Annotated in this window: 22 protein-coding genes and 1 pseudogene; 12 read left to right on the top strand and 11 right to left on the bottom strand. The window is 70.1% G+C overall.

All coding sequences use genetic code 11. The features are described from left to right. Positions 1-8: 8 nt before the first annotated feature. Entirely contained in the window at positions 9-1,052 is a 1,044-nt protein-coding gene (locus ACQ86M_RS07995; RefSeq protein ID WP_431247663.1) for a quinone-dependent dihydroorotate dehydrogenase, read from the top strand. Here ACQ86M_RS07995 and ACQ86M_RS07990 read toward each other — a convergent pair. Together ACQ86M_RS07990 and ACQ86M_RS07985 are read right to left on the bottom strand one after the other, a co-directional pair. Beyond that, positions 1,020-1,958, bottom strand: a complete 939-nt coding sequence (locus tag ACQ86M_RS07990; RefSeq protein WP_431247662.1) for an RNase H family protein — start codon at positions 1,956-1,958, stop codon at positions 1,020-1,022. The genes ACQ86M_RS07995 and ACQ86M_RS07990 overlap by 33 nt on opposite strands. A gap of 1 nt (position 1,959) precedes the next feature. After that, positions 1,960-2,553 (bottom strand): DUF3043 domain-containing protein, encoded by a 594-nt coding sequence (locus tag ACQ86M_RS07985; protein WP_431218213.1) that lies wholly within the window; start codon positions 2,551-2,553, stop codon positions 1,960-1,962. A 42-nt stretch (positions 2,554-2,595) separates the two neighbouring features. Here ACQ86M_RS07985 and ACQ86M_RS07980 point away from each other — a divergent pair. The 5 genes and pseudogenes from ACQ86M_RS07980 to ACQ86M_RS07960 all read left to right on the top strand — a co-directional run bounded on the left by ACQ86M_RS07980 (position 2,596) and on the right by ACQ86M_RS07960 (position 7,722). Further along, positions 2,596-4,049 (top strand): annotated as a pseudogene (locus ACQ86M_RS07980) (dipeptidase). 91 nt (positions 4,050-4,140) lie between these two features. Beyond that, positions 4,141-4,497, top strand: coding sequence for an iron-sulfur cluster insertion protein ErpA (gene erpA, locus ACQ86M_RS07975; protein WP_431218211.1), 357 nt, complete (start codon positions 4,141-4,143; stop codon positions 4,495-4,497). 144 nt (positions 4,498-4,641) lie between these two features. Next, on the top strand, positions 4,642-5,538 hold the full coding sequence (ctaC, locus tag ACQ86M_RS07970; RefSeq protein ID WP_431247661.1) for an aa3-type cytochrome oxidase subunit II: 897 nt from the start codon (positions 4,642-4,644) through the stop codon (positions 5,536-5,538). Between the two features lie 9 nt (positions 5,539-5,547). Then, complete coding sequence (gene ctaD / locus ACQ86M_RS07965; RefSeq protein WP_431218209.1) at positions 5,548-7,296, top strand: aa3-type cytochrome oxidase subunit I; 1,749 nt, start codon at positions 5,548-5,550, stop codon at positions 7,294-7,296. Between the two features lie 3 nt (positions 7,297-7,299). After that, positions 7,300-7,722, top strand: coding sequence for a cytochrome c oxidase subunit 4 (locus ACQ86M_RS07960; RefSeq protein WP_431218208.1), 423 nt, complete (start codon positions 7,300-7,302; stop codon positions 7,720-7,722). A gap of 309 nt (positions 7,723-8,031) precedes the next feature. Here the strand turns inward: ACQ86M_RS07960 and ACQ86M_RS07955 are convergent, their stop codons facing one another. From ACQ86M_RS07955 to ctaE, 5 genes are all read right to left on the bottom strand, one after another. Continuing rightward, positions 8,032-8,853 carry a methyltransferase domain-containing protein gene (locus ACQ86M_RS07955; protein ID WP_431247660.1) on the bottom strand — a complete coding sequence of 274 codons (822 nt, stop codon included), beginning with the start codon at positions 8,851-8,853 and terminating at the stop codon, positions 8,032-8,034. 90 nt (positions 8,854-8,943) lie between these two features. After that, positions 8,944-10,563: a cytochrome bc1 complex cytochrome b subunit gene (gene qcrB, locus ACQ86M_RS07950; RefSeq protein WP_431247659.1), complete on the bottom strand. Its 1,620-nt coding sequence runs from the start codon at positions 10,561-10,563 to the stop codon at positions 8,944-8,946. Next, positions 10,560-11,627 (bottom strand): cytochrome bc1 complex Rieske iron-sulfur subunit, encoded by a 1,068-nt coding sequence (gene qcrA, locus ACQ86M_RS07945; RefSeq protein ID WP_431218206.1) that lies wholly within the window; start codon positions 11,625-11,627, stop codon positions 10,560-10,562. The genes qcrB and qcrA overlap by 4 nt, the downstream gene beginning before the upstream one ends. A 40-nt stretch (positions 11,628-11,667) precedes the next feature. Further along, a complete protein-coding gene (gene qcrC, locus ACQ86M_RS07940) occupies positions 11,668-12,504 on the bottom strand; it encodes a cytochrome bc1 complex diheme cytochrome c subunit (RefSeq protein WP_431247658.1) in 837 nt (278 codons plus the stop codon). Positions 12,505-12,527: 23 nt separating this feature from the next. Further along, the gene (gene ctaE, locus ACQ86M_RS07935) at positions 12,528-13,172 is read right to left on the bottom strand and encodes an aa3-type cytochrome oxidase subunit III (RefSeq protein WP_431218204.1); all 645 of its coding nucleotides are present in this window, start codon (positions 13,170-13,172) and stop codon (positions 12,528-12,530) included. Between the two features lie 133 nt (positions 13,173-13,305). Between ctaE and trpD the strand changes: the two genes are divergently transcribed. Genes trpD through dhaM form a run of 4 tightly spaced genes read left to right on the top strand, consistent with a single transcriptional unit; the run spans position 13,306 to position 16,760 of the window. Then, a complete protein-coding gene (gene trpD / locus ACQ86M_RS07930; RefSeq protein ID WP_431247657.1) occupies positions 13,306-14,355 on the top strand; it encodes an anthranilate phosphoribosyltransferase in 1,050 nt (349 codons plus the stop codon). Positions 14,356-14,378: 23 nt separating this feature from the next. Continuing rightward, positions 14,379-15,377, top strand: a complete 999-nt coding sequence (gene dhaK / locus ACQ86M_RS07925; RefSeq protein WP_431247656.1) for a dihydroxyacetone kinase subunit DhaK — start codon at positions 14,379-14,381, stop codon at positions 15,375-15,377. A gap of 58 nt (positions 15,378-15,435) precedes the next feature. Next, positions 15,436-16,068 (top strand): dihydroxyacetone kinase subunit DhaL, encoded by a 633-nt coding sequence (dhaL, locus tag ACQ86M_RS07920; protein ID WP_431218201.1) that lies wholly within the window; start codon positions 15,436-15,438, stop codon positions 16,066-16,068. Beyond that, complete coding sequence (dhaM, locus tag ACQ86M_RS07915) at positions 16,065-16,760, top strand: dihydroxyacetone kinase phosphoryl donor subunit DhaM (protein ID WP_431247655.1); 696 nt, start codon at positions 16,065-16,067, stop codon at positions 16,758-16,760. Before dhaL ends, dhaM begins: the two co-directional genes overlap by 4 nt. Before the next feature lie 87 nt (positions 16,761-16,847). On the opposite strand, the gene ACQ86M_RS07910 is transcribed toward dhaM, so the two are convergent. Both ACQ86M_RS07910 and ACQ86M_RS07905 read right to left on the bottom strand, forming a co-directional pair. Next, entirely contained in the window at positions 16,848-17,390 is a 543-nt protein-coding gene (locus ACQ86M_RS07910) for a GNAT family N-acetyltransferase (protein WP_431247654.1), read from the bottom strand. A gap of 2 nt (positions 17,391-17,392) precedes the next feature. Further along, the gene (locus tag ACQ86M_RS07905; protein ID WP_431247653.1) at positions 17,393-18,691 is read right to left on the bottom strand and encodes an aminotransferase class I/II-fold pyridoxal phosphate-dependent enzyme; all 1,299 of its coding nucleotides are present in this window, start codon (positions 18,689-18,691) and stop codon (positions 17,393-17,395) included. A gap of 62 nt (positions 18,692-18,753) precedes the next feature. On the opposite strand from ACQ86M_RS07905, the gene ACQ86M_RS07900 reads away from it, so the two are divergent. Continuing rightward, on the top strand, positions 18,754-19,398 hold the full coding sequence (locus ACQ86M_RS07900; protein ID WP_431218197.1) for a DUF1345 domain-containing protein: 645 nt from the start codon (positions 18,754-18,756) through the stop codon (positions 19,396-19,398). Between the two features lie 122 nt (positions 19,399-19,520). On the opposite strand, the gene ACQ86M_RS07895 is transcribed toward ACQ86M_RS07900, so the two are convergent. Together ACQ86M_RS07895 and ACQ86M_RS07890 are read right to left on the bottom strand one after the other, a co-directional pair. After that, positions 19,521-20,003, bottom strand: coding sequence for a dihydrofolate reductase (locus tag ACQ86M_RS07895; RefSeq protein ID WP_431247652.1), 483 nt, complete (start codon positions 20,001-20,003; stop codon positions 19,521-19,523). Beyond that, positions 20,000-20,806, bottom strand: coding sequence for a thymidylate synthase (locus ACQ86M_RS07890; protein WP_431247651.1), 807 nt, complete (start codon positions 20,804-20,806; stop codon positions 20,000-20,002). The genes ACQ86M_RS07895 and ACQ86M_RS07890 overlap by 4 nt, the downstream gene beginning before the upstream one ends. A gap of 69 nt (positions 20,807-20,875) precedes the next feature. Between ACQ86M_RS07890 and ACQ86M_RS07885 the strand changes: the two genes are divergently transcribed. Beyond that, a complete protein-coding gene (locus tag ACQ86M_RS07885) occupies positions 20,876-22,942 on the top strand; it encodes a cytosine permease (RefSeq protein WP_431247650.1) in 2,067 nt (688 codons plus the stop codon). Positions 22,943-23,020: the final 78 nt, after the last annotated feature.

Raw genomic sequence — 23,020 nt, 5'->3', positions numbered from 1 at the left:
GAACCGGCATGTATCGCGCACTCTTCGACCTCGTCCTGTCCCGGCTCGACCCCGAGCGGGCCCATCACCTCGCCTTCGTGGTGATCCGCGCCCTCCCGGCCGTCGGCCTGGGCGGCGTGGTCCGCCGCTTCACGGCACCGGACCCGTCGCTCGCCGTGGAGGCGCTCGGCCTGCGGTTCGATTCGCCTTTCGGCCTCGCCGCCGGCTTCGACAAAGACGGGGAGGGCGTGCTCGGCCTGGGCGCACTGGGCTTCGGCCACGTCGAGGTCGGAACCATCACCGCGCGCCCTCAGCCCGGCAACGACAAGCCGCGGCTGTTCCGTCTGATCCCCGACCGGGCGGTCATCAACCGGATGGGCTTCAACAACCACGGCGCCGCTGCCGCCGCCAACCGGCTGCTGCGCGTACGCCGCGCCCGCCGACGCCCCGTGCTCGGCGTCAACATCGGCAAGTCGCGCGTGGTCGCCGTCGAGGACGCCACGGCCGACTACCTGACCAGCGCCCGCGCGCTCGCGCCCGTCGCCGACTACCTGGTGGTCAACGTCAGCTCGCCGAACACTCCGGGGCTGCGCGGCCTGCAGGAGCTGGAACTCCTGTCGCCGCTGCTGTCGGCGGTCAAGGAGGTGGCGGGTGACACCCCCTTGCTCGTGAAGATCGCCCCCGATCTCACCGACGAGCAGGTGGGGCGCATCGCCCGGCTGGCGGTCGAGCTCGGCCTCGCCGGCATCATCGCGACGAACACCACCATCTCGCGTGAGGGCCTGCGCACCGACCCCGCCGTCGTCGCGGCGGCGGGTGCGGGAGGCCTCAGCGGCGCGCCGCTCGCCGCGCGCTCGCTCGAAGTGCTCCGCCTCATCCGCGGCGTCGTGCCGCCCGAGCTGTGCGTCATCTCGGTCGGCGGTGTCGAGACGGCGGAGGATGTGCAGCAGCGGCTGGATGCGGGCGCGACCCTCGTCCAGGGCTATACGGCGTTCCTCTACCGCGGCCCGCTCTGGGCGCGGCAGATCAACCGCGGGCTGCTAGGCCTCCGGCGTTCCCTGGTGGAAGCGTAGGCGCCAGCGTCCGGAGCTCTGCACCCAGAGCGAGCTGCGCAGGGTCGCGCCGCGCGCATCCACCGTCCGTGCGGTGAGCAGCAGGGCGTCGCGCGACACCCGGTCGACGCCGAGCACTTCGAGCCCGGCGGCCGGCGCATCCTCGTCGGCGAGCTCCGAGACGATGGCGTCGCGGCCCCAGAGGCGGCCGGACCGGCCGATCTCCGAGAACGAGGGATGCAGCAGCTCGGCCAGCCGGGAGGCGTCGGAGCGGACGGACGGCTCGAGCAGTTCGCGCTCCAGCCGCGCCACGACCTCCTCGTCGGTCTCCTCCGCAGGGAGGGCGTCGAAGAGGTCGAACTCCAGGGCGCCGCCGGTCTCGTCGACCGGCCCAGCGGAGGTGTCGCGCTCGAGCGCCGGCGGGGTGGCGGTGATCGGCGCATCCGGCACAGACGCGTTCACCGTCCCCGCCCATCCCGGTCCGATCGGGATGGGGTCGCCCAGCTGATACGCCGTCGCGACCGCGCGGGCGCGCACGTCCGCGGCCTCGTTGAGGTCGTGGCCCGCGTGGCCCTTGACCCACTCGAACCGGTAGCGCCGGCCCTGCAGGGCGCGGTCGAGTCGCTCCAGCAGCTCGCGGTTGAGCACGGGCGAGCCGTCGGCCTTGCGCCATCCCTTGCGCTTCCAGCCCGGCATCCACTTGGTCACCGCGTTGATCACGTACTGGCTGTCGCAGAAGATGTGCAGGTCGTTGCCGGTGTGCGCCGTCGCTTCGAGAAGGTCGATGACGGCCATGAGCTCGCCCTGGTTGTTGGTGCCGTGCGGCCATCCGCCCGCGGACCAGTGGTCGTCGTCCACGTACCAGGCCCAGCCGGCCGGGCCGGGGTTGCCGAGGGCAGAACCGTCCGCCGCCGCGACGATCGTCACGTCAGCTCGGGAACTGGCCGCGCTTGACCTGCGGCTTCGGGAGTCGCATGATCCGCAGCTGCAGCGCGCGCATGGCGCCGTACCAGCGCAGGCCGCGCTCCACCTTGGTCTTGCCGAACTTGTCACCGATGCGGCGCTGGATGAGGAACCCGAGCACGAAGCAGTCGATGACGGCGATCAGGAAGAAGCCCCAGAGCGCGAACAGGCCGTAGACCTGCATCTCGGGCCAGGGCAGGAAGGTCAGCACGATGACGATCAGCATCACGGGGATGAGGAACTCGCCGATCGAGAAGCGCGCGTCCACGTAGTCGCGCACGAACCGGCGCTGCGGTCCGCGGTCGCGAGCGGTCAGATAGCGGTCGTCTCCGGCGGCCATCCCGACGCGGGCCTTCTCGCGGGCCTCCGCCTGCTTGGCGCGGGCCGCGCGAGCAGCCTCCTTGCGGTCCGTGGGCACGAGCGGCCGCTTCCGCGCGGCCTCCTGCTCACGGCGCGAGGGCGTCGGCGCGCCCTTGCCCTGCTTCAGCCGGGCGGCCGTCTCTTCGGGGGTCTCGACCGCGGGCGTCTCCGCCTCGGCCGGGTTCTGTCGCTTTGCCAACTTCGCGCCTTCGGTTTGTGGGGTCCGCTTAAGATTACCCGCATGACAGACAGCCAGCAGACCCCTGTTCCGACCACTTCCGCGGGCGACGGTCCCGCCGCGCCGGCCCCGGCCGAGCAGGCGGTCCGCGCCGCGGTGGAGGCGGGGCTCCCGTCGGCCGTCGCGGACCTCTCGCAGCTCGTCCGCATCCCCTCGGTGTCGTGGTCGGCCTTCGACCCGGCGAACGTGCAGCGCAGCGCCGAGGCCGTCGCCGGGCTCCTGAACGAGACGGGGATGTTCGACCGGGTCGAGCTCAAGCAGGCGCCGATCGGCGACGGCGACACGCTCGGGCAGCCGGCCGTGCTCGCCACCCGGGCCGCCCGCAACGGTCGCCCCACCGTGCTCCTCTACGCGCACCACGACGTGCAGCCGGAGGGCGACGAGGCCCTCTGGGAGACCTCGCCGTTCGAGCCCACCGTGCGCGGCGACCGTCTGTACGGCCGCGGCGCCGCCGACGACAAGGCCGGTGTGATGACCCACGTCGCCACGGTGCGGGCCCTCCGCGAGACCCTCGGCGACGATCTCGAGGTCGGGCTCGCCGTGTTCATCGAGGGCGAGGAGGAGTTCGGCTCGCGCTCGTTCGCGAACTTCCTGGAGCAGAACAAGGAGGCCCTCGCCGCCGACGTCATCGTGGTGGCCGACTCGGACAACGTCGACGTGAACACGCCCGCGCTCACGGTCTCGCTGCGCGGCAACGTGACCTTCCGGCTGACCGTCTCGACCCTGGAGCACGCGTCGCACTCCGGCATGTACGGGGAGCGGCACCGGATGCGATGCTCGCGATGGTGAAGCTGCTCGCGACCCTGCACGACGAGAAGGGATCCGTCGCCGTCGAGGGCCTGACCTCCCATGACGACGCCGCCGAGCCTCCCGCGTTCAGTGAGGAGCAGCTGGCGGAGGACGCCGCGTTCCTTCCGGGCGTGACGAGCATCGGCACCGGACCGGTCCTGTCGCGGATGTGGTCCCAGCCCACCATCACCATCACCGGCATCGACGCGCCGACCGTCGCCAACGCGTCCAACACCCTGCTGCCGAGCGCCGCCGTGCGCGTGAGCTCGCGTGTCGCGCCGGGGCAGCCGGCGCGCGAGGCGTTCGCCGCGCTGGAGAAGCATCTGCGTGCGCACGCCCCGTTCGGCGCGCACATCGCGATCGAGGACGTCGACCTGGGCGACCCGTTCCTCGTCGACACCGCCGGCTGGGCGGCCACCGAGGCGAAGCGCGCGATGACCGACGCGTGGGGGAAGGAGGCGGTGGAGACCGGCATCGGCGGCTCCATCCCGTTCATCGCCGACCTCGTGCGCGACTTCCCGGAGGCGCAGATCCTCGTCACCGGCGTGGAGGACCCGGACACCCGCGCGCACAGCCCGAACGAGTCGCTCCACCTGGGTGTCTTCAAGCGCGCCATCCTCACCGAGGCCCTGCTGCTGACGCGCCTGAACGAGCGCACCGCATCCTGAGTCCCCGATTCCGAGCAATCCTGCATCGAGTGGACGTACAATCGGTGCGGATCCCCTTCCCGGGGTCCGGACCATCCGTGTGAGGAGCCCCATGACCGACACAACGCTGACCGCGACCAAGGCCCACGGGGTCGGCCTGACCGACACCGCGGCATCCAAGGTCAAGAGCCTGCTCGAGCAGGAGGGCCGCGACGACCTGCGTCTGCGCGTCGCCGTCCAGCCCGGTGGATGCTCGGGTCTCATCTACCAGCTGTACTTCGACGAGCGCATGCTCGACGGGGACGCGACCGTCGACTTCGGCGGGGTGGAGGTCATCGTCGACAAGATGAGCGTCCCGTACCTCGACGGTGCGACGATCGACTTCGAGGACACGATCCAGAAGCAGGGCTTCACGATCGACAACCCCAACGCGACCGGTTCGTGCGCCTGCGGAGACTCGTTCCACTAGAGCCGCATAGCACATCCCAACAGCTCGGGCCGCCCTTCGGGGCGGCCCTTTGTTGTTCGGATCAGGGTGTCGGTCGGAGTAGGGTAGAGACAGCCACATACAGTTGCATGTGAACTGTCCCAGTAGTCACTCGAAAGGTCACCGGTGCGTCACAATCGCCGTCTCCGATGGGCTGCCATCCCGATCGCCGCGACGCTCGTCGTGGCGCTCGCGGGCTGCACTCAGGCCCAGCTGCACGGATTCCTCCCGGGCTTCGTCGAGGGCGAGCCGCCCGTCACGAACCACACCGAGCGCATCAGCGGCCTGTGGGTGACCAGCTGGATCGTCCTCCTCATCGTCGGCATCGTGGTGTGGGGTCTCATCCTCTGGGCGGTCATCGTCTACCGCCGGCGCAAGGGGCAGACCGGCCTCCCGGTGCAGCTGCGCTACAACATGCCGATCGAGATCTTCTACACGATCGTGCCGCTGATCCTGGTGCTCGGCTTCTTCGCCTTCACCGCCCGCGACCAGGCCGCGATCGAGAAGCCGTACGCGAACCCCGACTACAAGATCCAGGTCTACGCGAAGCAGTGGGCATGGGACTTCAACTACGTCTCCGACAACGTCTACGACCCGGGCATCCAGGTCCAGCCGGACGACAACAGCGCGACTCCCGGATCGGTCCAGGAGGGCAAGGTCCCCGTCCTCTACCTGCCCGAGAACAAGAAGATCACCATCCAGCTCGACTCGCGTGACGTGATCCACTCCTTCTGGGTGCCGGCGATGCTCTACAAGAAAGACGTCATCCCGGGCAAGACCAACTACATCTACTTCGAGACGACGGACCGCACCGGCACCTTCGTGGGCAAGTGCGCCGAGCTCTGCGGCGAGTACCACTCGGCGATGCTCTTCAACGTGAAGATCGTGTCGCAGAAGGAGTACGACGCCCACATCCAGAGCCTGAAGGACCAGGGCTTCACGGGCCAGCTGGGCTCCGAGTACGACCGCAACCAGAACCTGCCAGGAACGGGCGCCCCGTCGGGCTCCCAGGGCAACGAGTAGGACGCACTGATGACGACGACAGCACCGGCGCCGGGAGCGACGACCGCTCCCAGGCCAACGCCTACGTTCCTCACCGCGAACGGTGTGGAGCGCAAGGGCAACATCCTCGTGAACTACATCACGTCGACCGACCACAAGACGATCGGGTACATGTACCTGATCTCGTCGTTCGTGTACTTCCTCATCGGCGGCGTGATGGCGCTGATCATCCGCGCGCAGCTCTTCGAGCCCGGCCTGAACGTCGTGCAGACGAAGGAGCAGTACAACCAGCTCTTCACGATGCACGGCACGATCATGCTTCTGATGTTCGCGACGCCGCTCTTCGCGGGCTTCGCGAACGTGCTCATGCCGCTGCAGATCGGTGCGCCTGACGTCGCCTTCCCGCGACTGAACGCGCTGGCGTACTGGTTCTACTCGTTCGGCTCGCTGATCGCGGTCGCCGGCTTCCTCACCCCGCAGGGGGCCGCCTCGTTCGGCTGGTTCGCCTACGCGCCGCTCTCGAGTACGACGTTCTCACCGGGCATAGGCGGGAATCTCTGGGTGCTGGGCCTCGGTCTCTCCGGCTTCGGCACCATCCTCGGTGGCGTGAACTTCATCACCACGATCATCACGATGCGCGCGCCGGGCATGACCATGTTCCGGATGCCGATCTTCACCTGGAACACCCTGGTGACTTCGATCCTCGTGCTGATGGCCTTCCCGGTGCTCGCCGCCGCGATGTTCGCCCTCGCCGCCGACCGCGTGTTCGACGCCCACATCTACGACGCCGCGAACGGCGGGGCGCTGCTCTGGCAGCACCTGTTCTGGTTCTTCGGGCATCCCGAGGTGTACATCATCGCGCTGCCGTTCTTCGGCATCGTCTCCGAGATCTTCCCGGTGTTCAGCCGCAAGCCGATCTTCGGGTACAAGACCCTGATCTACGCGACGATCTCGATCGCCGCTCTGTCCGTCACGGTGTGGGCTCACCACATGTACGTCACCGGATCGGTGCTGCTGCCGTGGTTCTCGCTGATGACGATGCTCATCGCGGTTCCGACCGGCGTGAAGATCTTCAACTGGGTCGGCACGATGTGGCGCGGCTCGCTGACCTTCGAGTCGCCGATGCTCTGGTCGATCGGCTTCCTGATCACCTTCACCTTCGGTGGTCTGACCGGTGTCATCCTGGCGTCGCCGCCGCTCGACTTCCACGTGTCCGACACCTACTTCGTCGTCGCGCACTTCCACTACGTGGTGTTCGGCACCGTCGTGTTCGCCATGTTCGCCGGCTTCTACTTCTGGTGGCCGAAGTGGACGGGCAAGATGCTCAACGACCGGCTCGGCAAGTGGCACTTCTGGCTGCTGTTCATCGGCTTCCACACCACCTTCCTCATCCAGCACTGGCTGGGCGTGGTGGGCATGCCGCGACGCTACGCGACGTACCTTCCATCGGACGGCTTCACCTGGATGAACCAGGTGTCGTCGATCGGCGCCGGCATCCTCGCGATCTCGATGGTCCCGTTCTTCGTCAATGTGTACCTGACCGCGCGCAATGCGCCGAAGGTGACCGTGAACGACCCGTGGGGTTACGGACGCTCGCTCGAGTGGGCGACCAGCTGCCCGCCGCCGCGGCACAACTTCACGTCGATCCCGCGCATCCGTTCGGAGTCGCCGGCGTTCGACCTGAACCACCCCGAGGCGGGCATCCCGGTCGGTGTCGGTCCTGCGAAGGACGCCCCGGACGCGCCCGTGCACGACGTCGCGAACGATGAGGTGAAGTAACCCATGCGCGCAAATGCGATCATGTTCTGGATCCTGTCAGTGTTCTTCCTGCTGTCAGCGATCGTCTACACGCTGTGGAACCTCCTCGACGAGATGCACAAGAACGTCGAGTGGGTCGGCACCGTCGCTCTGCTGCTGAGCGCCATCCTCGCCGCGTTCATCGCGTTCTACGTCGGCCGGTCGCACGCCTCCCAGGGCGGCGAACTCCCGGAGGACCGCCTCGACGCGAACATCGACGACGGGGACCCGGAGCTCGGGCACTTCAGCCCGTGGAGCTGGTGGCCGTTCGCGCTGGCGCTCGGCGCGGGCCTCGTCATCCTCGGCCTCGCCGTCGGCATCTGGATCTGCTTCATCGGCGTCGCTTTCAGCCTCGTCTGCATCGTCGGATGGGTCTACGAGTACTACCGCGGGTACTTCGCGCGGTAAGCACGCACTGCGGACGAGGGCCGTCTCCCGTCGGGAGGCGGCCCTTCGTCGCTGTGTGGCCTCGTCGCTGGGCGGCCTGGTCGGAAAGGGAGGAGTCAGGGCGGCTCGAGCGTCTGAGCTCCTCCGTTCCCCTACACGGCGCGGCGTGTCGTCCGGGATCTCCTCCCTCTCCGACGGTGCCCGTGCTGACCGGGTGGGTGCCGGCGGCGGGGAGAGCGCAGGAAGCGGCCAGGGTGCGGCCAGCGGCAAAGCTAAGGGATCGGCCGGAGCGCGGTCAGCGGCGAAGCTCCGGGAGCGGCCGGGATGCCGTCAGCGGCGCTGGAATCGCAGCACCTCGACGGAGACGCGGGTGGTATCCACGGTCGCGGCGTTCGCGGAGGAGTCGGCACCCGCAGAGGCATGCCGCGCCGAGGGCCCCATGCCCACCAGGGACGCCCGCAGCTCGTCCGTGAGCGCGAGGTCGTACGCCACGGTCTGCCGCCCCAGAAGGGCGTACAGCGGCTCGGCCGCCTCGGTGACGTCGTCGCCCTTGTCGGACGGGATGTCGAGCATCGTGCCTGTCGCCCGGAGGGATCCCAGGTGATCGGCGCGCGGAACCACCACGACGAGCATGCCGCCAGGTCGCAGCACGCGATGGAACTCGGGAAGGTTGCGGGGCGCGAAGACGTCCAGCACGGTATCCGCCACGCCGCCGCGCACCGGCAGGGGTCGCCAGGTGTCGGCGACGAGGCCGTCGATGCGGTCGGAGGCGCGCACTGCCCGTGCGACCGCCTGCGGGGAGAGGTCCATGGCGAGCCCGCGCGCATCGGGAGCCGTCAGCGCGGCGCGCAGGTAGTATCCCGTGCCCGCACCGGCCTCCAGGATGCGGTCACCGGCGGCCGCCGCGGTCACCGCCTCCGCGATGGGGGAGTAGGCGCCGCCCTCGAGCACGTGCTCGCGCGCATCCAGCATCTCGGCCGTGTCGCCCAGGAACTTTGTGCCGCCGCGCAGCAGGGACACGTAGCCGCGCTTGTTGACGTCATGGCGGTGGCCGTTCGCGCACCCGAGGCTGAGCCGGTCGACCGGCTCCAGGTCCGCCTCGCACACGGGGCAGCGGAGCCAGGCGGCCAGCCGGGTCAGATCAGCAGGCACGGTCGCGGCACTCCAATGTCAGCGGTACGGACGGGGGATACGCGAAAGCGCCGACGCGAGGATTCGCGTCGGCGCTTTCACGGGAACCGGTCAGTGCGAGCCGTGGCCCGACTCGAGCTCGCCGCGGGTCGGCGGGACCAGGCGGTCCTCGAAGAACCAGCGCGACAGGCCCGCGCGCACGCGGTTCGCCGCGGTGATCTTGCCCCGGCGGTTCGGGCGCAGCATCAGCGGCTCGTACGCCTCGTACGAGACCAGACGCCACCGCTCGTACTCGCTCAACTGCTCGTGCACCTCGATGAACTCGCCACCCGGCAGCTTGACGATGCGGCCGCTCTCGTAACCGTGGAGGGCGATCGAGCGGTCCTTCTTCTGCAGGGCCAGGCACACGCGCTTGGTCACGACGTACGCGATCAGCGGGCCGATGAACAGCAGCGCCTGGAGGGTGTGGATGACGCCCTCCATCGTGAGCTTGAAGTGCGTCGCGATGATGTCCGAGCTGGCCGCGGCCCAGAAGACCGCGTAGAACGTGACACCGGCAGCGCCGACGGCGGTGCGGGTCGGCGCGTTGCGCGGGCGGTCCAGGATGTGGTGCTCGCGCTTGTCACCGGTCAGCCACGCCTCGACGAACGGGTAGACCATGACCGTCACGATGAACAGGCCCAGGATCGCCACCGGGATGATGATGTTGAACGACCAGGTGCGGTTGAGCCACACGAACTCCCAGCCCGGCGGGACGAGACGCAGCGCGCCGTCCGCGAAGCCGATGTACCAGTCCGGCTGGGTACCGGCCGACACGGGGGAGGGGTCGTACGGTCCGTAGAGCCAGATCGGGTTGATCGTGAACAGCGAGGCGAGCAGAGCCACGACGCCGAACACGATGAAGAAGAACCCGCCGGCCTTCGCCGCGTACACCGGGAGGACCGGGTAGCCGACGACGTTGCCCTGGGTGCGTCCCGGAGCCGCGTACTGCGTGTGCTTGTGGATGACGACGAACATCAGGTGCAGCGCGATGAACGCGACGACAAGCGCGGGAAGCAGCAGGATGTGCAGCGTGTACAGGCGTCCGACGATCGCCGTGCCCGGGAACTCACCGCCGAAGAGCAGGAACGAGATCCAGGTGCCGACCACCGGCAGGCCCTTGATCAGGCCGTCGATGATGCGCAGGCCGTTGCCCGAGAGCAGGTCGTCCGGCAGCGAGTAGCCGGTGAAGCCCTCCGCCATGGCGAGGATGAACAGCACGAAGCCGATCACCCAGTTCAGCTCACGCGGCTTGCGGAACGCGCCGGTGAAGAAGATGCGCAGCATGTGGAGGCCGATGGAGGCCACGAACAGCAGAGCCGCCCAGTGGTGGATCTGACGGACCAGCAGGCCGCCGCGCACCTCGAACGAGATGTTCAGCGTGGACTGCATGGCCGACGACATCTCGATGCCCTTCAGCGGCACGTACGAGCCGTTGTAGGTCACCTCGGCCATCGAGGCCTGGAAGAAGAACGTCAGGAAGGTTCCCGACAGCAGGATCACGATGAAGCTGTAGAGCGCGACCTCGCCGAGCAGGAAGGACCAGTGGTCAGGGAAGATCTTGCGCCCGAACTCCTTGACGGCGCCCGAGATGCTGGTGCGGTCCTCGAGGTAGTTCGCGGCAGCAGCCGTGAACCCGCCCTTCGAGGCCGTCGTCTGTGCCGCAGGCCGTGCGGCGGTCGTGGTGCTCAATGGCGCTCCCAGAAGCTTGGGCCGACGGGCTCGTGGAAGTCGCTGCGGGCGACCAGGTAGCCATCGGCGTCAACGGTGATCGGCAGCTGCGGCAGGGGCCGCTTCGCCGGTCCGAAGATGACCTGCGCTTCGTGCGTGATGTCGAACTGCGACTGGTGGCACGGGCAGAGCAGGTGGTGCGTCTGCTGCTCGTAGAGCGCCACCGGGCACCCGACGTGCGTGCAGATCTTGGAGTAGGCGACGATGCCGTCGTAGTTCCAGTTCTCGCGGCCCTTGGAGACGTGGAGGTCTTCGGGCTTGAGGCGCATGAGCAGCACGGCCGCCTTGGCCTTCTGCTCCAGCATGTTCGGGGCCTCGTTGAGGCCCTCGGGGATCACGTGGAACGCGCTCCCGAGGGTGACGTCGGAGGCCTTGATCGGGGTACCGGTTGGGTCGCGCGTCAGGCGCACGCCCTTGGCCCACATCGTGTTGCTGAGGAGCTCCACCGGGTCCTCGTTCTCGGGCGCCAGCCCGCGGAACAGCACGACGGCGGGCAGCGGGAAGGCGATCAGAGCGCCGATGAGGCTGTTGCGCACCAGGGTGCGGCGGCTGAAGCCCGACTCCTCGTCGGCCTGGCGGAAGATCTCCGCCGCCCGCTCGGTGGTCGCCTCGCTGCCGCGCACGGGGTGGCGGAGGTCGACGCCCTCCTTCTCGTGCATGAGCGCCTTGCCCCAGTGGACGGCGCCGATGCCGATGGCGAGGAGCGCGAGCGCACTCCCGATGCCGATGAACAGGTTGTTCAGCCGCACCGAGTTGGGGTCGCCGTCGACGATGGGGAAGGCCAGGTAGGCGGCGACCGCCCAGACCGATCCCGCGATCGACAGGTAGAACAGCGTGTAGACGGTGCGCTCGGCGCGCCGCTCCTTCCGCGGGTCGAGGTCGGTGACGCGCGGGCGGTGCGGCGGGAACCCGGGGTTCTCGACGGCGTCGCGGATGATCACCGCGGTACCGGGGTTGCCGGTCCGGTGCTCCTCAGGCGAACGGGCAGGCGTCAGCTCGTGACCGCCGTTCTCGTCCTGTGCCATTGCTCTCCTTCTTACGCTGTGTTGTTCGTGTGCCGGCTAGCTAGTTGGACTTGGCCGTGATCCACACGGTGAGGGCGACGATGGCGCCCAGCCCGAAGATCCAGAGGAACAGGCCCTCGGCCACCGGGCCGAGCGAGCCGAGCTCGAAGCCGCCCGGGGACGGGTTGTTCTGGATGTACTTCAGGTACGTGATGATGTCGGCCTTGCCCTGCGGCGTGATGTTCAGGTCGTTGAACACGGGCATGTTCTGCGGACCGGTCACCATGGCCTCGTAGATGTGCTGGGCGCTGACACCGGTGAGCGGCGGGGCGTACTTGCCCTCGGTGAGCGCGCCGCCGGCGCCGGCGACGTTGTGGCACATCGCGCAGTTGATGCGGAAGAGCTCGGCGCCGTGGGCGGCGTCGCCCTTGCCTGCGAGGTACTTCTGCTCGGGGATCGACGGGCCCGGGGCGAGCGAGGCGACGTAGTCGGCCAGCGCCTTGACCTGCTCGTCCGTGAACTGGACCGGCTTCTGCTGGGCCTGCGGACCCTGCATCTGCATCGGCATGCGGCCGGTGCCGACCTGGAAGTCGACGGCGGCAGCGCCGACGCCGATCAGGCTCGGGGCGACGGACGAGCCCTGGGCGTCGAGGCCGTGGCAGGTGGCGCAGTTGGCCTGGAAGAGCTTCTTGCCCTCGTCGACCGAGCTCTGGCTCGCGGCCGCGACCGGCTCGTCGGCGGAGGCCGTGGTGGTGGTGAACGCGGCGTACGCGCCGCCGGTCAGTCCGAGGCCGATCGCGAGGAGCGCGACAGTGGCCAGCGGGTGACGGCGACCGGCCTTACGCGAGGCCTTCGCCTTCGTGGCCGGCTTCGCCGTGCTGGAGTTTTTCGGACGCATGGGGTGAAGAACGCTCCTGTTTCCTATCGGATGATGTAGATGACCGCGAACAGTCCGATCCACACGACGTCGACGAAGTGCCAGTAGTAGGAAACGACGATGGCGCTGGTCGCCTCCTTGTGGCCGAAGATCTTGACCGCGAACGCGCGGCCGATGACGAGGAGGAAGGCGATGAGGCCGCCCGTGACGTGCAGCGCGTGGAACCCGGTGGTCAGGTAGAAGGCCGACCCGTAGGAGTTGCTGCTGAGCGAGATGCCCTCGGAGACCAGCGTCGCGTACTCGAGCACCTGGCCGGAGACGAAGATCGCCCCCATGAGGTACGTGAGCGTGAACCACTCGACCATGCCCCAGCGCCAGAACTGCAGGATGCCGCCCGTGCGGCGCGGCTGCATGCGCTCGGCCGCGAACACGCCGAACTGGCAGGTGACCGAGCTGAGCACCAGGATCAGCGTGTTGGTCGCCGCGTAGGGGATGTTGAGGTGCTGCGTCTCAGCGGCCCACAGATCGGGCGACGTCGACTTGAGGGTGAAGTAGATCGCGAACAGGCCCGCGAAGAACATCACCTCCGAGCCGAGCCAGACGATCGTGCCGACGGCCACGACATTGGGCCGGTTGATCGCCGGCGCACTCGCTGAGGGTGAAAGGGAGGTGCTCGTCACGTAACCCATTATGGCTGAAAAGAACCCATGGTTTTCCCACCCAGTGGGCCTGAATCGACCCGATTTCCGGTTAGGACAGCCTCAATCGCCGCTGTACCGGCCGCTATCGCCGTGGCGTGTCGCCCGCCGATAGGATCACAGCATGGTCCATACGCAGTCCTGGTCGTCCGTGCTGACGTCTCTCCTGGCGGGGGAGCACCTGAGCGTGGCGGACGCGGCGTGGGCGATGGACCAGGTCATGACCGGCGAGGCGACCGACGCCCAGCTGGCCGCATTCCTCATCGCGCTGCGGGCCAAGGGGGAGACCGTCGACGAGATCGTCGGCTTCCGCGACGCCATCCTGGACCACGCCGTCCCGCTGCCGGTGGATCCGATGGCGCTCGACATCGTCGGGACCGGCGGCGACCGCTTCGGCACGGTGAACGTGTCGACCACCGCATCCATCGTCGCAGCCGCCGCCGGCGTGCCCGTGATCAAGCACGGCAACCGGGCCGCGAGCTCCTCCTCCGGGTCGTCGGATGTGCTGGCCGCGCTGGGCATCGACCTCACGCTGTCGGCCGAGCGCGTGGCCGAGGTGCTCGACCGGGCCGGCATCACCTTCGCCTTCGCGAGCGCGTTCCACCCCGGTTTCGCCCATGCCGGTCCCGTTCGGGCACAGCTCGGCGTCCCCACCGTCTTCAACTACCTCGGACCGCTCTGCAACCCGGCGCGCCCCGAGGCGTCCGCGGTCGGCGTCGCGACGCTCGACCGCATCCCGCTCATCGTCGGCGTGTTCCAGACCCGCGGCGCGACCGCGCTGGTCTTCCGCGGCGACGACGGGCTCGACGAGCTGTCGACCACCGGTCACAGCCACGTCTGGGAGGTCTCCCGGGGCCTCGTCACCGAGCACGACATCGATCCGCGCGATCTCGGCATCCCGCGCGCCCGGATCGAGGACCTGCTCGGAAAGGACGCCGCGTACAACGCGGCGGTCGTGCGTGCCGTGCTGGCGGGCGAAGAGGGCCCCGTGCGCGACATCGTCCTGCTCAACGCGGCGGCCGGACTCGTTTCGTACGAGCTCGCGTCCGACCCGTCGAGGGTCCAGGAGTCCATCCTGGATCGGTTCCGTTCGCAAATGGCGGTCGCGGCTCAGGCGATCGACTCCGGGGCCGCGGCCTCGAAGCTCGACGAGTGGGTGGCGGCGACGCACTGACAGCAGTGGAAGGAAGGGTTTCGATGAAGAAGCTCATCAACGACGTACCCGACGTCGTGACCGAGTCCCTCGCGGGGTTCGGCCGGGCTCACGCCGACATCGTGACGGTGTCGCAGGATCCGAAGTTCGTCTCCCGGGCCGACGGTCCCGTTCAAGGCAAGGTCGGTCTGGTGAGCGGCGGCGGCAGCGGCCACGAGCCCCTCCACGCCGGCTTCGTCGGCAAGGGGATGCTGGATGCGGCCGTGCCCGGCGAGGTGTTCACCTCACCGACGCCCATGCCCATCGTCGAAGCGACGAAGGCCGCCGACGGCGGCGCCGGCGTGCTGCACATCGTGAAGAACTACACCGGCGACGTGCTGAACTTCGAGACGGCCGCCGACCTGGCGGGCGCCGAGGGCATCACCGTGCGCTCGGTCGTCATCAACGACGACGTCGCCGTGCAGGACTCCCTCTACACCGCGGGCCGCCGCGGTGTCGCCGGGACGGTGCTCGTCGAGAAGATCGCGGGCGCGGCGGCCGACCGCGGCGACGACCTCGACGCCGTCACCGCCATCGCCGAGCGCGTCAACGCCAACGTGCGCTCGATCGGCCTCGCGCTGACCGACGGCACGGTGCCGCACGCGGGCGAGCCCGGCTTCGTGCTGCCGGAGGACGAGATCGAGTTCGGCGTCGGCATCCACGGCGAGCCGGGACGCGAGCGGATCAAGCTCGAGCCGGCGGACCGCCTGGTGGACCGGATGATGGACGCGATCCTCACCGACCTCTCGTTCGAGGGCTCGCCCGTCCTGCTGTTCGTCAACGGGATGGGCGGCACGCCGCTGTCGGAGCTCTACATCCTGTACCGGCGCGCGGCGGAGATCCTCGACGAGCGCGGCATCACGATCGCCCGCTCGCTCGTGGGCAACTACGTCACCTCGCTCGAGATGCAGGGCGCATCCATCACCCTGCTCAAGCTGGACGACGAGTTCACGCAGCTGTGGGACGCGCCCGTCCACACGGCCGCGCTGCGCTGGGGCCTCTAGGCCGCACCGGCGGCACCGGTACGACGACGAGCGCTACGACAACGAGAAGGAGGCGTCGATGACGCTGGACACGAACTGGGTGAAGACGTGGATCTCCGCGGCCGCGGACTCCATCGGCGAGCACAAGGCCGAGCTCAACACGCTCGACCGAGAGATCGGCGACGGGGACCACGGCGAGAACATGGACCGCGGCCTGCGGGCGTCGGTGGACGCGCTGCAGAAACTGCCGGACGACGCGACGCCGAACGCGGCGCTGCGGTCGGTCGCCATGACGCTGATCTCGACGGTCGGCGGCGCCTCGGGCCCGCTGTACGGCACCGCGTTCCTCAAGGCGGCGGAGCCGGTCGGGACCGGCGACGAGATCGACGACCAGGCGCTCGTGGCGGCCCTCGCGGCCGCCCGGGACGGCATCGTGTCCCGCGGAAAGGCGGAATCCGGCGACAAGACGATGGTCGACGCCTGGACGCCGGCCGTCGACGCCGCACGTGCGGCCCAGGAGTCCGGGGCCTCGGCCTCGGGCATCCTGGCCGCCGCCGCGGAGGCCGCCGAGAAGGGCTCGGACGACACCATCCCGCTGGTCGCCCGGAAGGGCCGCGCCAGCTACCTGGGTGAGCGGTCCGCCGGGCACCGCGATCCGGGCGCCCAGTCGACCGCCCTGCTGCTGCGCGCGGCGGCCGGAGCGGCGGGATGAGCGGGCGCGTCGGGATCGTCTTCGTCTCGCACAGTTCGCGCATCGCCGAAGGGATGGTGGACCTCGCCGGTCAGATGGCCGGCTCCGTGCGCCTGGTCGCCGCCGGTGGCACGGATGACGACGGGATCGGCACCAGCTTCGCGAAGGTCATGTCCGGCGTGTCGGAGGCGGACGGCGGCGACGGCGTCGTGGTCGTGAGCGACCTCGGCTCCGCCCTGCTGACCGCGGAGACGGTGCTGGACATGCTCGACGAAGACCAGCGGGCGCGGGTCCGCGTGGTCGACGTGCCGTTCGTCGAGGGCGGCGTCGCGGCCGCGGTGGCCGCGGAGTCGGGCGCCGGGCTGGACGAGGTCGCAGCAGCGGCGCGCGGTGCGGTGGACGCGTGGGCGGGGCAGGAGGCGGAGGCGGCGGCTCCGGCGACCGCCGCGGCGTCCGGGCCCTACGAGCGCGAGGTGCTCGTCCGCAACCGGGAGGGACTGCACGCCCGTCCCGCGGCCGAGTTCGTCAAGCTCGCCAATACGTTCCCGGCGAAGGTGACCGTGAACGGCAAGGACGCGAAGAGCCTCCTCGGCATCATGTCCCTCGGGCTGACCGCCGGGGCGACCGCGCGCATCGCGTCCGACGACCCCGAGGGCCGTCCCGCCGTCGACGCGCTGGCCGACCTCGTCGACACCGGCTTCGGCGAGGCCTGACGCGCCCCGCCCATCCGCCGACCCCATCCGCCGACGCCAACAGTTCCTGAGTTGTTCGGGTGACACGCCGGGCGCGACCCGAACAACTCAGGAACTGTTGGCTGGGGCGGAGGCTGGGGCGGACGCCGGCGGGAGCGGGAGCGCCATCTCGCGCTCGTTCGCGGTGCGGTCGAGGGGGTAGGGCTGCGTGCGGCCGGTGAAGACGAATCCGCGCCGCAGGTACGAGCGGATGGCCGGCTCGTTGTGCTCGTGCACCTCCAGCAGCAGGCGGTCGCCGCGTCCCCGCGCCCAGCCGACGACGGCGTCGAGCAGCGCATCCGTCATCCCGTGCTCGCGGCCGCGCCAGGCCGGGCTCACGTAGACGCCGACGAGGAACGGCTCGGGCGCGCCCGCGGCCTGGAAGCCGCCCATGCTGCCGAGCCAGCGTCCGTCCCCCGCCACGGCGGCGAACAACCGCGTCGCGCCGGACGTGTTGGACGCCCGCCGCCGCCAGTGCTCGTCGGGGTGCCGGCGCGCCTGCTCGAGGGTCTCCAGGAACGCGATCGGCGCATCCTCGAGCATCTCGAACCGGAGTGCGCGGTACGCCTGCCAGTCGTCCTCGGTGCTGGCACGGACGACCCAGCCGGCCATCGTCAGTCCCGGTCGGCGAGCAGCGCCTCGGCGGAGGCCAGCAGGATCGCCGTGCACAGTCCGTCGAGCGCGGTGGTCAGCTCGCTCAGCGGCGGGAAGGTCGGCGCGATGCGGATGTTGGCGTCGCGCGGGTCGTCGCCGTAGGGGAACGTCGCCCCCGCGGGAGTCACCGCGATACCGGCCTCCTTGGCGAGCTGCACCGCGCGCTTCGCGGCGCCGTCGGCGACGTCGAGGCTCACGAAGTAGCCGCCCGCGGGGAGCGCCCACGATCCGGCGCCCCAGGGGGCCAGCCGCTCGCGGAACGCCTCGTCGACCGCCTTGAACTTCGGCTCCAGGATGGCGCGGTGCTTCTCCATGTGCGCGGCGAGGCCGTCCGCATCCTTCAGCAGCTCGACGTGGCGGAGCTGGTTGATCTTGTCGGGGCCGATGCTCTGCGCGGAGAGGTTGTGCAGCATCCACTCGACGTTCGCCGGCGAGGCGCCGAAGAAGGCGACGCCCGAGCCCGGGTAGGTCACCTTCGAGGTGGAGGCGAAGACCAGCGGGCGGTCGGGGTTGCCGGCCTCGGCCGCGAGCGCCAGCACGTCGATGGGCTCGGGCCGCGCGTCCGTGAGGTGGTGGACGGCGTACGCGTTGTCCCAGATCAGCCGGAAGTCGGGCGCGGCGGGCAGCGACACGAGCGCGCGGACGACCTCTTCGGTGTAGATCGCGCCGGTCGGGTTGGAGTAGACGGGCACGCAGAACATGCCGCGGATGCTGTCGTCCGTCTCCAGCAGCGACGCGACGGCCTCGATGTCCGGACCGTTCTCGTCGGTCGGCACCGGGATGAGACGGATGCCGAGCCGCTCGGCGATCGTGAAGTGCCGGTCGTAGCCGGGGACCGGCGCCAGGAAGCTGATCGACTGACCGCTCCACGGCCGCTCTGCGCCCGGAACGCCGTGGAGCAGCGCGAACGCGACGGTGTCGTGCATCAGCGTGAGGCTGGAGTTTCCGAGCGCGAGCAGTTGGTCGACGGGGACGCGGAGCGCGTCGGCGAAGATCGTGCGCAGCTCCGGCAGGCCGGTCGCGCCGCCGTAGTTGCGGAGGTCGGTGCCCGCGGCGTCGCGGAACCGGCCGTCCGGAAGGTGCAGGAGGTCGTTCGAGAGGTCGAGCTGCTCGGCGGACGGCTTGCCGCGCGTGAGGTCGAGCTTCAGGCCCGCGGCCTTCAACTCGTCGTAGGCGCGTGCGAACGCGGAGTGCGCCTCCCGCAGGGACGCGGTGTCGAGGTCGGCCAGAGGAGACGGCGAGAGCGGTGCGAGGGTCACGTGAACGATCGTAGCGGCGCTCCGCACGGGCCGCCCAGCCGACGTGTGCGAACATCCGGAGTGTGACCGACGAACTGAAGCTCAACCGTGGAATCACCCGCCTGAAGATGGTCGTCGCCATCGGCGCGGGGGTGGTCGTCGCGATCGTGGTCGGGCTGCTCGATGCGTGGCACTACGCCGCCATCGCGGGCTGGGCCGGGGCGTGCCTGGTCTACGTCACGTGGGTGTGGGTGACCGTGTGGCGGCTCGACGGGGAGGCGACCCGGAGCCACGCCACGCTGGAGGACCCGGGTCGACGCACCGCCGATCTGGTGCTGATCCTCGCGGCCGCGGCCAGCGTGGTCGCCGTGGTCTACATCCTGGTCGACGCGAAGAACCTGAAGGGAGGCGCGCAGCTCGGGGTCGCGCTGCTCGCGATCGTGTCGGTCGCCCTCTCCTGGACGCTCGTGCACACCCTGTACGCGCTGCGGTACGCCCGCCTGTACTACCGGTCGGGCGGCGGGATCGACTTCAACCAGAGGGAGGATCCGCAGTACAGCGACTTCGCCTACCTGTCGTTCACGCTCGGGATGACGTTCCAGGTGTCGGACACGGATGTTTCGAGTTCGTACATCCGCCGGTCGATCCTGCACCACGTGCTGCTGTCGTACCTGTTCGGTACGGTCATCGTCGCGGCGACGGTGAACCTGGTGGCCGGGCTGGGCTGAGCGACGGGCCCCGTGCGAGCGGTGTCGCCGCGGCGGAAAGGGAGGAGTCGGGCCCCGACACGCCGGGCGCCGTCGGGAAAGGGAGGAGCGGACGCCGGTAAGCGGTCGGAACTCCTCCGCCGTCAGCGCGTGTAGGTGACGAAGCGGTAGCGCATGCCGTTGGCGGCGGTGAGCCATTCGCCCGCGTCGGCCGTCCATCCCTCGCCCGGCTCGGGGGCGCGCGTGTCGCCCGCGACGTCGAGGTCGATCTCGGTCACCTCGAGCCGGTCGGCGGCCCCGAGCGTCTCGCGGTACAGCTCGCCGCCGCCGATGACCCACACGGTGGATGCGGCCCCTGCCGAGGCGAGCGCCTCCTCCAGTGAGTGGGCGACCGTCGCGCCGGGCGCCTCCCAGTCCGGCCGACGGGTGACGACGATGTTCGTGCGGCCGGGGAGCGGGCGGTAGCGCTCCGGCAGCGACTCCCAGGTGCGGCGGCCCATGACGACGGGGTCGGATCCGGTCAGGGCGCGGAAGTGCTTCAGATCCTCCGTCAGGTGCCACGGCATGACGCCGTCCGCCCCGATGACGCGGTCGTGGGCCTGCGCCCAGATGAGGGCGAGCGTCATACGGCGACGGCCGCGCGGATGGCCGGGTGGTGCTGGTAGTCCTCCACGACGAAGTCCTCGAAGCGGTAGTCGAAGATGCTGTCGGGCTTCCGGGTGAAACGCAGCCGGGGCGCGGGATACGGGTCGCGCTTCAGCTGCTCGGTCACCTGCTCCACGTGGTTGTCGTAGATGTGGACGTCCCCGCCTGTCCATACGAACTCGCCCGGCTCGAGGCCGACCTGCTGCGCCACCATGAGGGTCAGCAGCGCGTAGCTGGCGATGTTGAACGGGACGCCGAGGAACATGTCGGCGCTGCGCTGGTACAGCTGGCACGAGAGCTTGCCGTCGGCGACGTAGAACTGGAAGAACGCGTGGCACGGCGCGAGCGCCATGTCGGGGATGTCGGCCACGTTCCACGCCGAGACGATGATGCGGCGCGAGTCGGGGTCGCTGCGCAGGGTGTCGATGACCTGCTGGATCTGGTCGATGTGCCGGCCGTCGGGCGCCGGCCAGGAGCGCCACTGGACGCCGTAGACCGGGCCGAGCTCGCCGTCCGCGTCCGCCCACTCGTCCCAGATGGTGACACCGTTCTCGCGCAGCCAGCCGACGTTGCTCTCGCCGCGCAGGAACCACAGCAGCTCGTACGCGATCGATTTGAAGTGGACGCGCTTGGTGGTGATGAGCGGGAAGCCGTCGGCGAGATCGAACCGCAGCTGGCGGCCGAAGACGCTGCGCGTCCCCGTGCCGGTGCGGTCCGATTTGTGTGTGCCGGTTTCCAGCACGTCGCGCAGGAGGTCCTCGTACGGGGTGGGGATTCGGCTCACGTTCCGATGGTACTTCTCCGGCGGGTTTGCCTTCTTCGTCGAGGGCTCGGCGCGTCGTAGTCTGGCGTCATGGACGGGTCAGCGCGTGGCGAGCGGCACAGCGACGACGAGCTGGCCACGGCGCTCGAGGAGGAGGTCGCCCGCATCACGTCGGCCATCCCGATCGTCGGGCGCGAGCAGAAGCCTTCGCCGGGCGACACGGGCGTGCAGGAGCCGCGCGCCGCATCCATCAGCTTCGACGACCTGCCCCGGCGGAGCGCGCCGACCGGCCCCGAGCCGACGTTCAGTCCGTGGGTGGCGACATCGGCGATCCCGGTCCAGCGGCCGGAGTCGGAGGGTGCGGAGGCGGAGGATTCCGCGGTCGTGGCGTCACAGGCTCCCGCGCCTCGGCCCGAGCCGGTCTCACCTCCCGCGTATCCCACGATCGCCCGCGCCGAGCCCCTCGACCTGGTCCCGGCGGAGCTCGCGCCGCGGGACTCGCAGCCGGTCCCGCTGGCCGTCGCCGCCGTCACGCCTGCGGCTGCCGTCCCGCCCACGGACGCCGGGGAGTCGGAAGCCGCCGCCGAGGTCCCCGCTGCCGACGTCCCCGCCGACGTGCCCGTCGGTCACGTGGCGGCTCCCGTTGCCGGCCTCGCTGCCGTTCCCGCCCCGGATGCGCAGTCCGTCGAGGAGGCCGCCCCACCCGCCGGCCGCCACGCGCGCCGCAGCATCCTCGAACCCGAGGAGACCGACCTCGAGCCGACGCCGCTGGAACGCCGGGTGGGCCGCGCGTCCCGCATGTTCTGGCTCTGGTTCGCGGGCACGTCATCCCTCATCAGCGTCGGCGTGGGCGCCACCCTGTTCGTGCTGGGCCTGAGCCTCCGCCAGCTGCTCGTGGCGACGCTCGTCGGGGTCGCCCTCTCGTTCCTCCCTCTCGGGCTCGGGACGCTCGCGGGCAAGTGGAGCGGGCAGCCGACGCTCGTGGTGTCCCGGGCGTCGTTCGGGATGCGCGGCAACGTCGTGCCGACCGTGCTCGCGCTGATCGTGAAGCTGTTCTGGGGGTCGGTGCTGCTGTGGCTGGCCGGATCGGCGGCCGGTTCGCTGCTGAAGGCGGAGCGGTGGCCGGGCAGCCCGACCGCGGCCACCGCGGCCGCGCTCGCCGTCGCCATCGTGGTCGCGGGGACGGTGGCGTACGCCGGGTACGCGTTGGTGGCGCGCATCCAGCTGATCCTGACCATCGCCTCCGCCGCTCTCATCGGGCTGATGGTGATGGCGACCTGGCGGCACGTTGACACGACGCGGGCGCTCGCGGTGCCGGATGCGGTGTGGACGCACGTGGTCACCGGCGCCGTGATCGTGTTCAGCTACGTCGGGCTCGCGTGGGCGATGAGCAGCGCGGAGGTCGCGCGGTACCAGCGGTCGCGTTCGTCCGGCGGCGCGGCGATGCTGTGGGCGACGTTCGGGGCCGGCATGCCGCCGCTCGTGCTCGTCTGGTACGGCGGCCTGCTGGCCGCCTCGAATCCCGGACTGGCGGGCGACCTGGCGAAGGACCCTGTGGCCGCGCTGGTTCGGCTCGGGCTGCCGGAGTGGTATCCGGTCCCGCTGCTGCTCGCCGTGGGGCTGTCGCTCATCTCGGCCCTCGTGCTGACGCTGTACTCCGCCGGTTTCACCGTGGATGCGCTCGGCGTGCGGATCGGGAGGCGCTGGAGCTCGCTGGTCGCGGCGGCCGCGATCGCGATCGTCGGCGGGGTGCTGGCGGCGACGGTGTCCGACCTGTCGGCGGTGGTGCGCGGCGTGCCCACCATGCTGTCCGTCCCGGTGGCCGCCTGGGTCGGCATCTTCTCGGGCGAGATGATGCTGCGGACGCGGCGGTTCCACCAGGCGTCGCTGCTCGCTCGTGGCGGCGTCTACCCGGACTGGCGGTGGACGAATCTCGCGCTGCTCGTCGCCGGGACGGTCGTCGGGCTCGGCACGGTGAGCTCGCGGCTGCCGTGGCTGGGCTGGGAGGGGTACCTGTTCCGGGCGGTCGGCATCGACCCGACCGCGGGGATCGGTACCAGCAACATCGGCGTGCTGATCGCGCTTGCCGTCGGGCTCTTCGGAGCGCTCGTGTCGGCGGCCCCCGCGATCCGGCGGCACGAGCAGGCGACCCAGTAGGAGCCTCCACAACGAGGGCCGTTCTCCACAGAAACGGATCCGCCCGGCTCGCGCGGGAGCCCATCCCGTAGGCTGATC

The organism is Leifsonia xyli subsp. cynodontis (assembly GCF_050632205.1).
In the GTDB taxonomy this organism is placed as follows: domain Bacteria; phylum Actinomycetota; class Actinomycetes; order Actinomycetales; family Microbacteriaceae; genus Leifsonia; species Leifsonia xyli_D.
The sequence above is the reverse complement of the archived record's forward strand: the minus strand, read 5'-3'. Positions and strand labels throughout refer to the sequence as shown.

Bases quoted from the DNA above. Each gene is read 5' to 3' on its own strand.
- ACQ86M_RS07995 (WP_431247663.1), top strand. From the start codon at position 9: ATGTATCGCGCACTCTTCGACCTCGTCCTGTCCCGGCTCGACCCCGAG.
- dhaL (WP_431218201.1), top strand. From the start codon at position 15,436: ATGACGCTGGACACGAACTGGGTGAAGACGTGGATCTCCGCGGCCGCG.
- ACQ86M_RS07910 (WP_431247654.1), bottom strand. From the start codon at position 17,390: ATGGCCGGCTGGGTCGTCCGTGCCAGCACCGAGGACGACTGGCAGGCG.
- erpA (WP_431218211.1), top strand. From the start codon at position 4,141: ATGACCGACACAACGCTGACCGCGACCAAGGCCCACGGGGTCGGCCTG.
- qcrC (WP_431247658.1), bottom strand. From the start codon at position 12,504: ATGCGTCCGAAAAACTCCAGCACGGCGAAGCCGGCCACGAAGGCGAAG.
- ACQ86M_RS07895 (WP_431247652.1), bottom strand. From the start codon at position 20,003: ATGACGCTCGCCCTCATCTGGGCGCAGGCCCACGACCGCGTCATCGGG.
- ACQ86M_RS07960 (WP_431218208.1), top strand. From the start codon at position 7,300: ATGCGCGCAAATGCGATCATGTTCTGGATCCTGTCAGTGTTCTTCCTG.
- dhaK (WP_431247656.1), top strand. From the start codon at position 14,379: ATGAAGAAGCTCATCAACGACGTACCCGACGTCGTGACCGAGTCCCTC.
- ctaD (WP_431218209.1), top strand. From the start codon at position 5,548: ATGACGACGACAGCACCGGCGCCGGGAGCGACGACCGCTCCCAGGCCA.
- ctaE (WP_431218204.1), bottom strand. From the start codon at position 13,172: ATGGGTTACGTGACGAGCACCTCCCTTTCACCCTCAGCGAGTGCGCCG.
- qcrA (WP_431218206.1), bottom strand. From the start codon at position 11,627: ATGGCACAGGACGAGAACGGCGGTCACGAGCTGACGCCTGCCCGTTCG.
- ACQ86M_RS07885 (WP_431247650.1), top strand. From the start codon at position 20,876: ATGGACGGGTCAGCGCGTGGCGAGCGGCACAGCGACGACGAGCTGGCC.
- trpD (WP_431247657.1), top strand. From the start codon at position 13,306: ATGGTCCATACGCAGTCCTGGTCGTCCGTGCTGACGTCTCTCCTGGCG.
- dhaM (WP_431247655.1), top strand. From the start codon at position 16,065: ATGAGCGGGCGCGTCGGGATCGTCTTCGTCTCGCACAGTTCGCGCATC.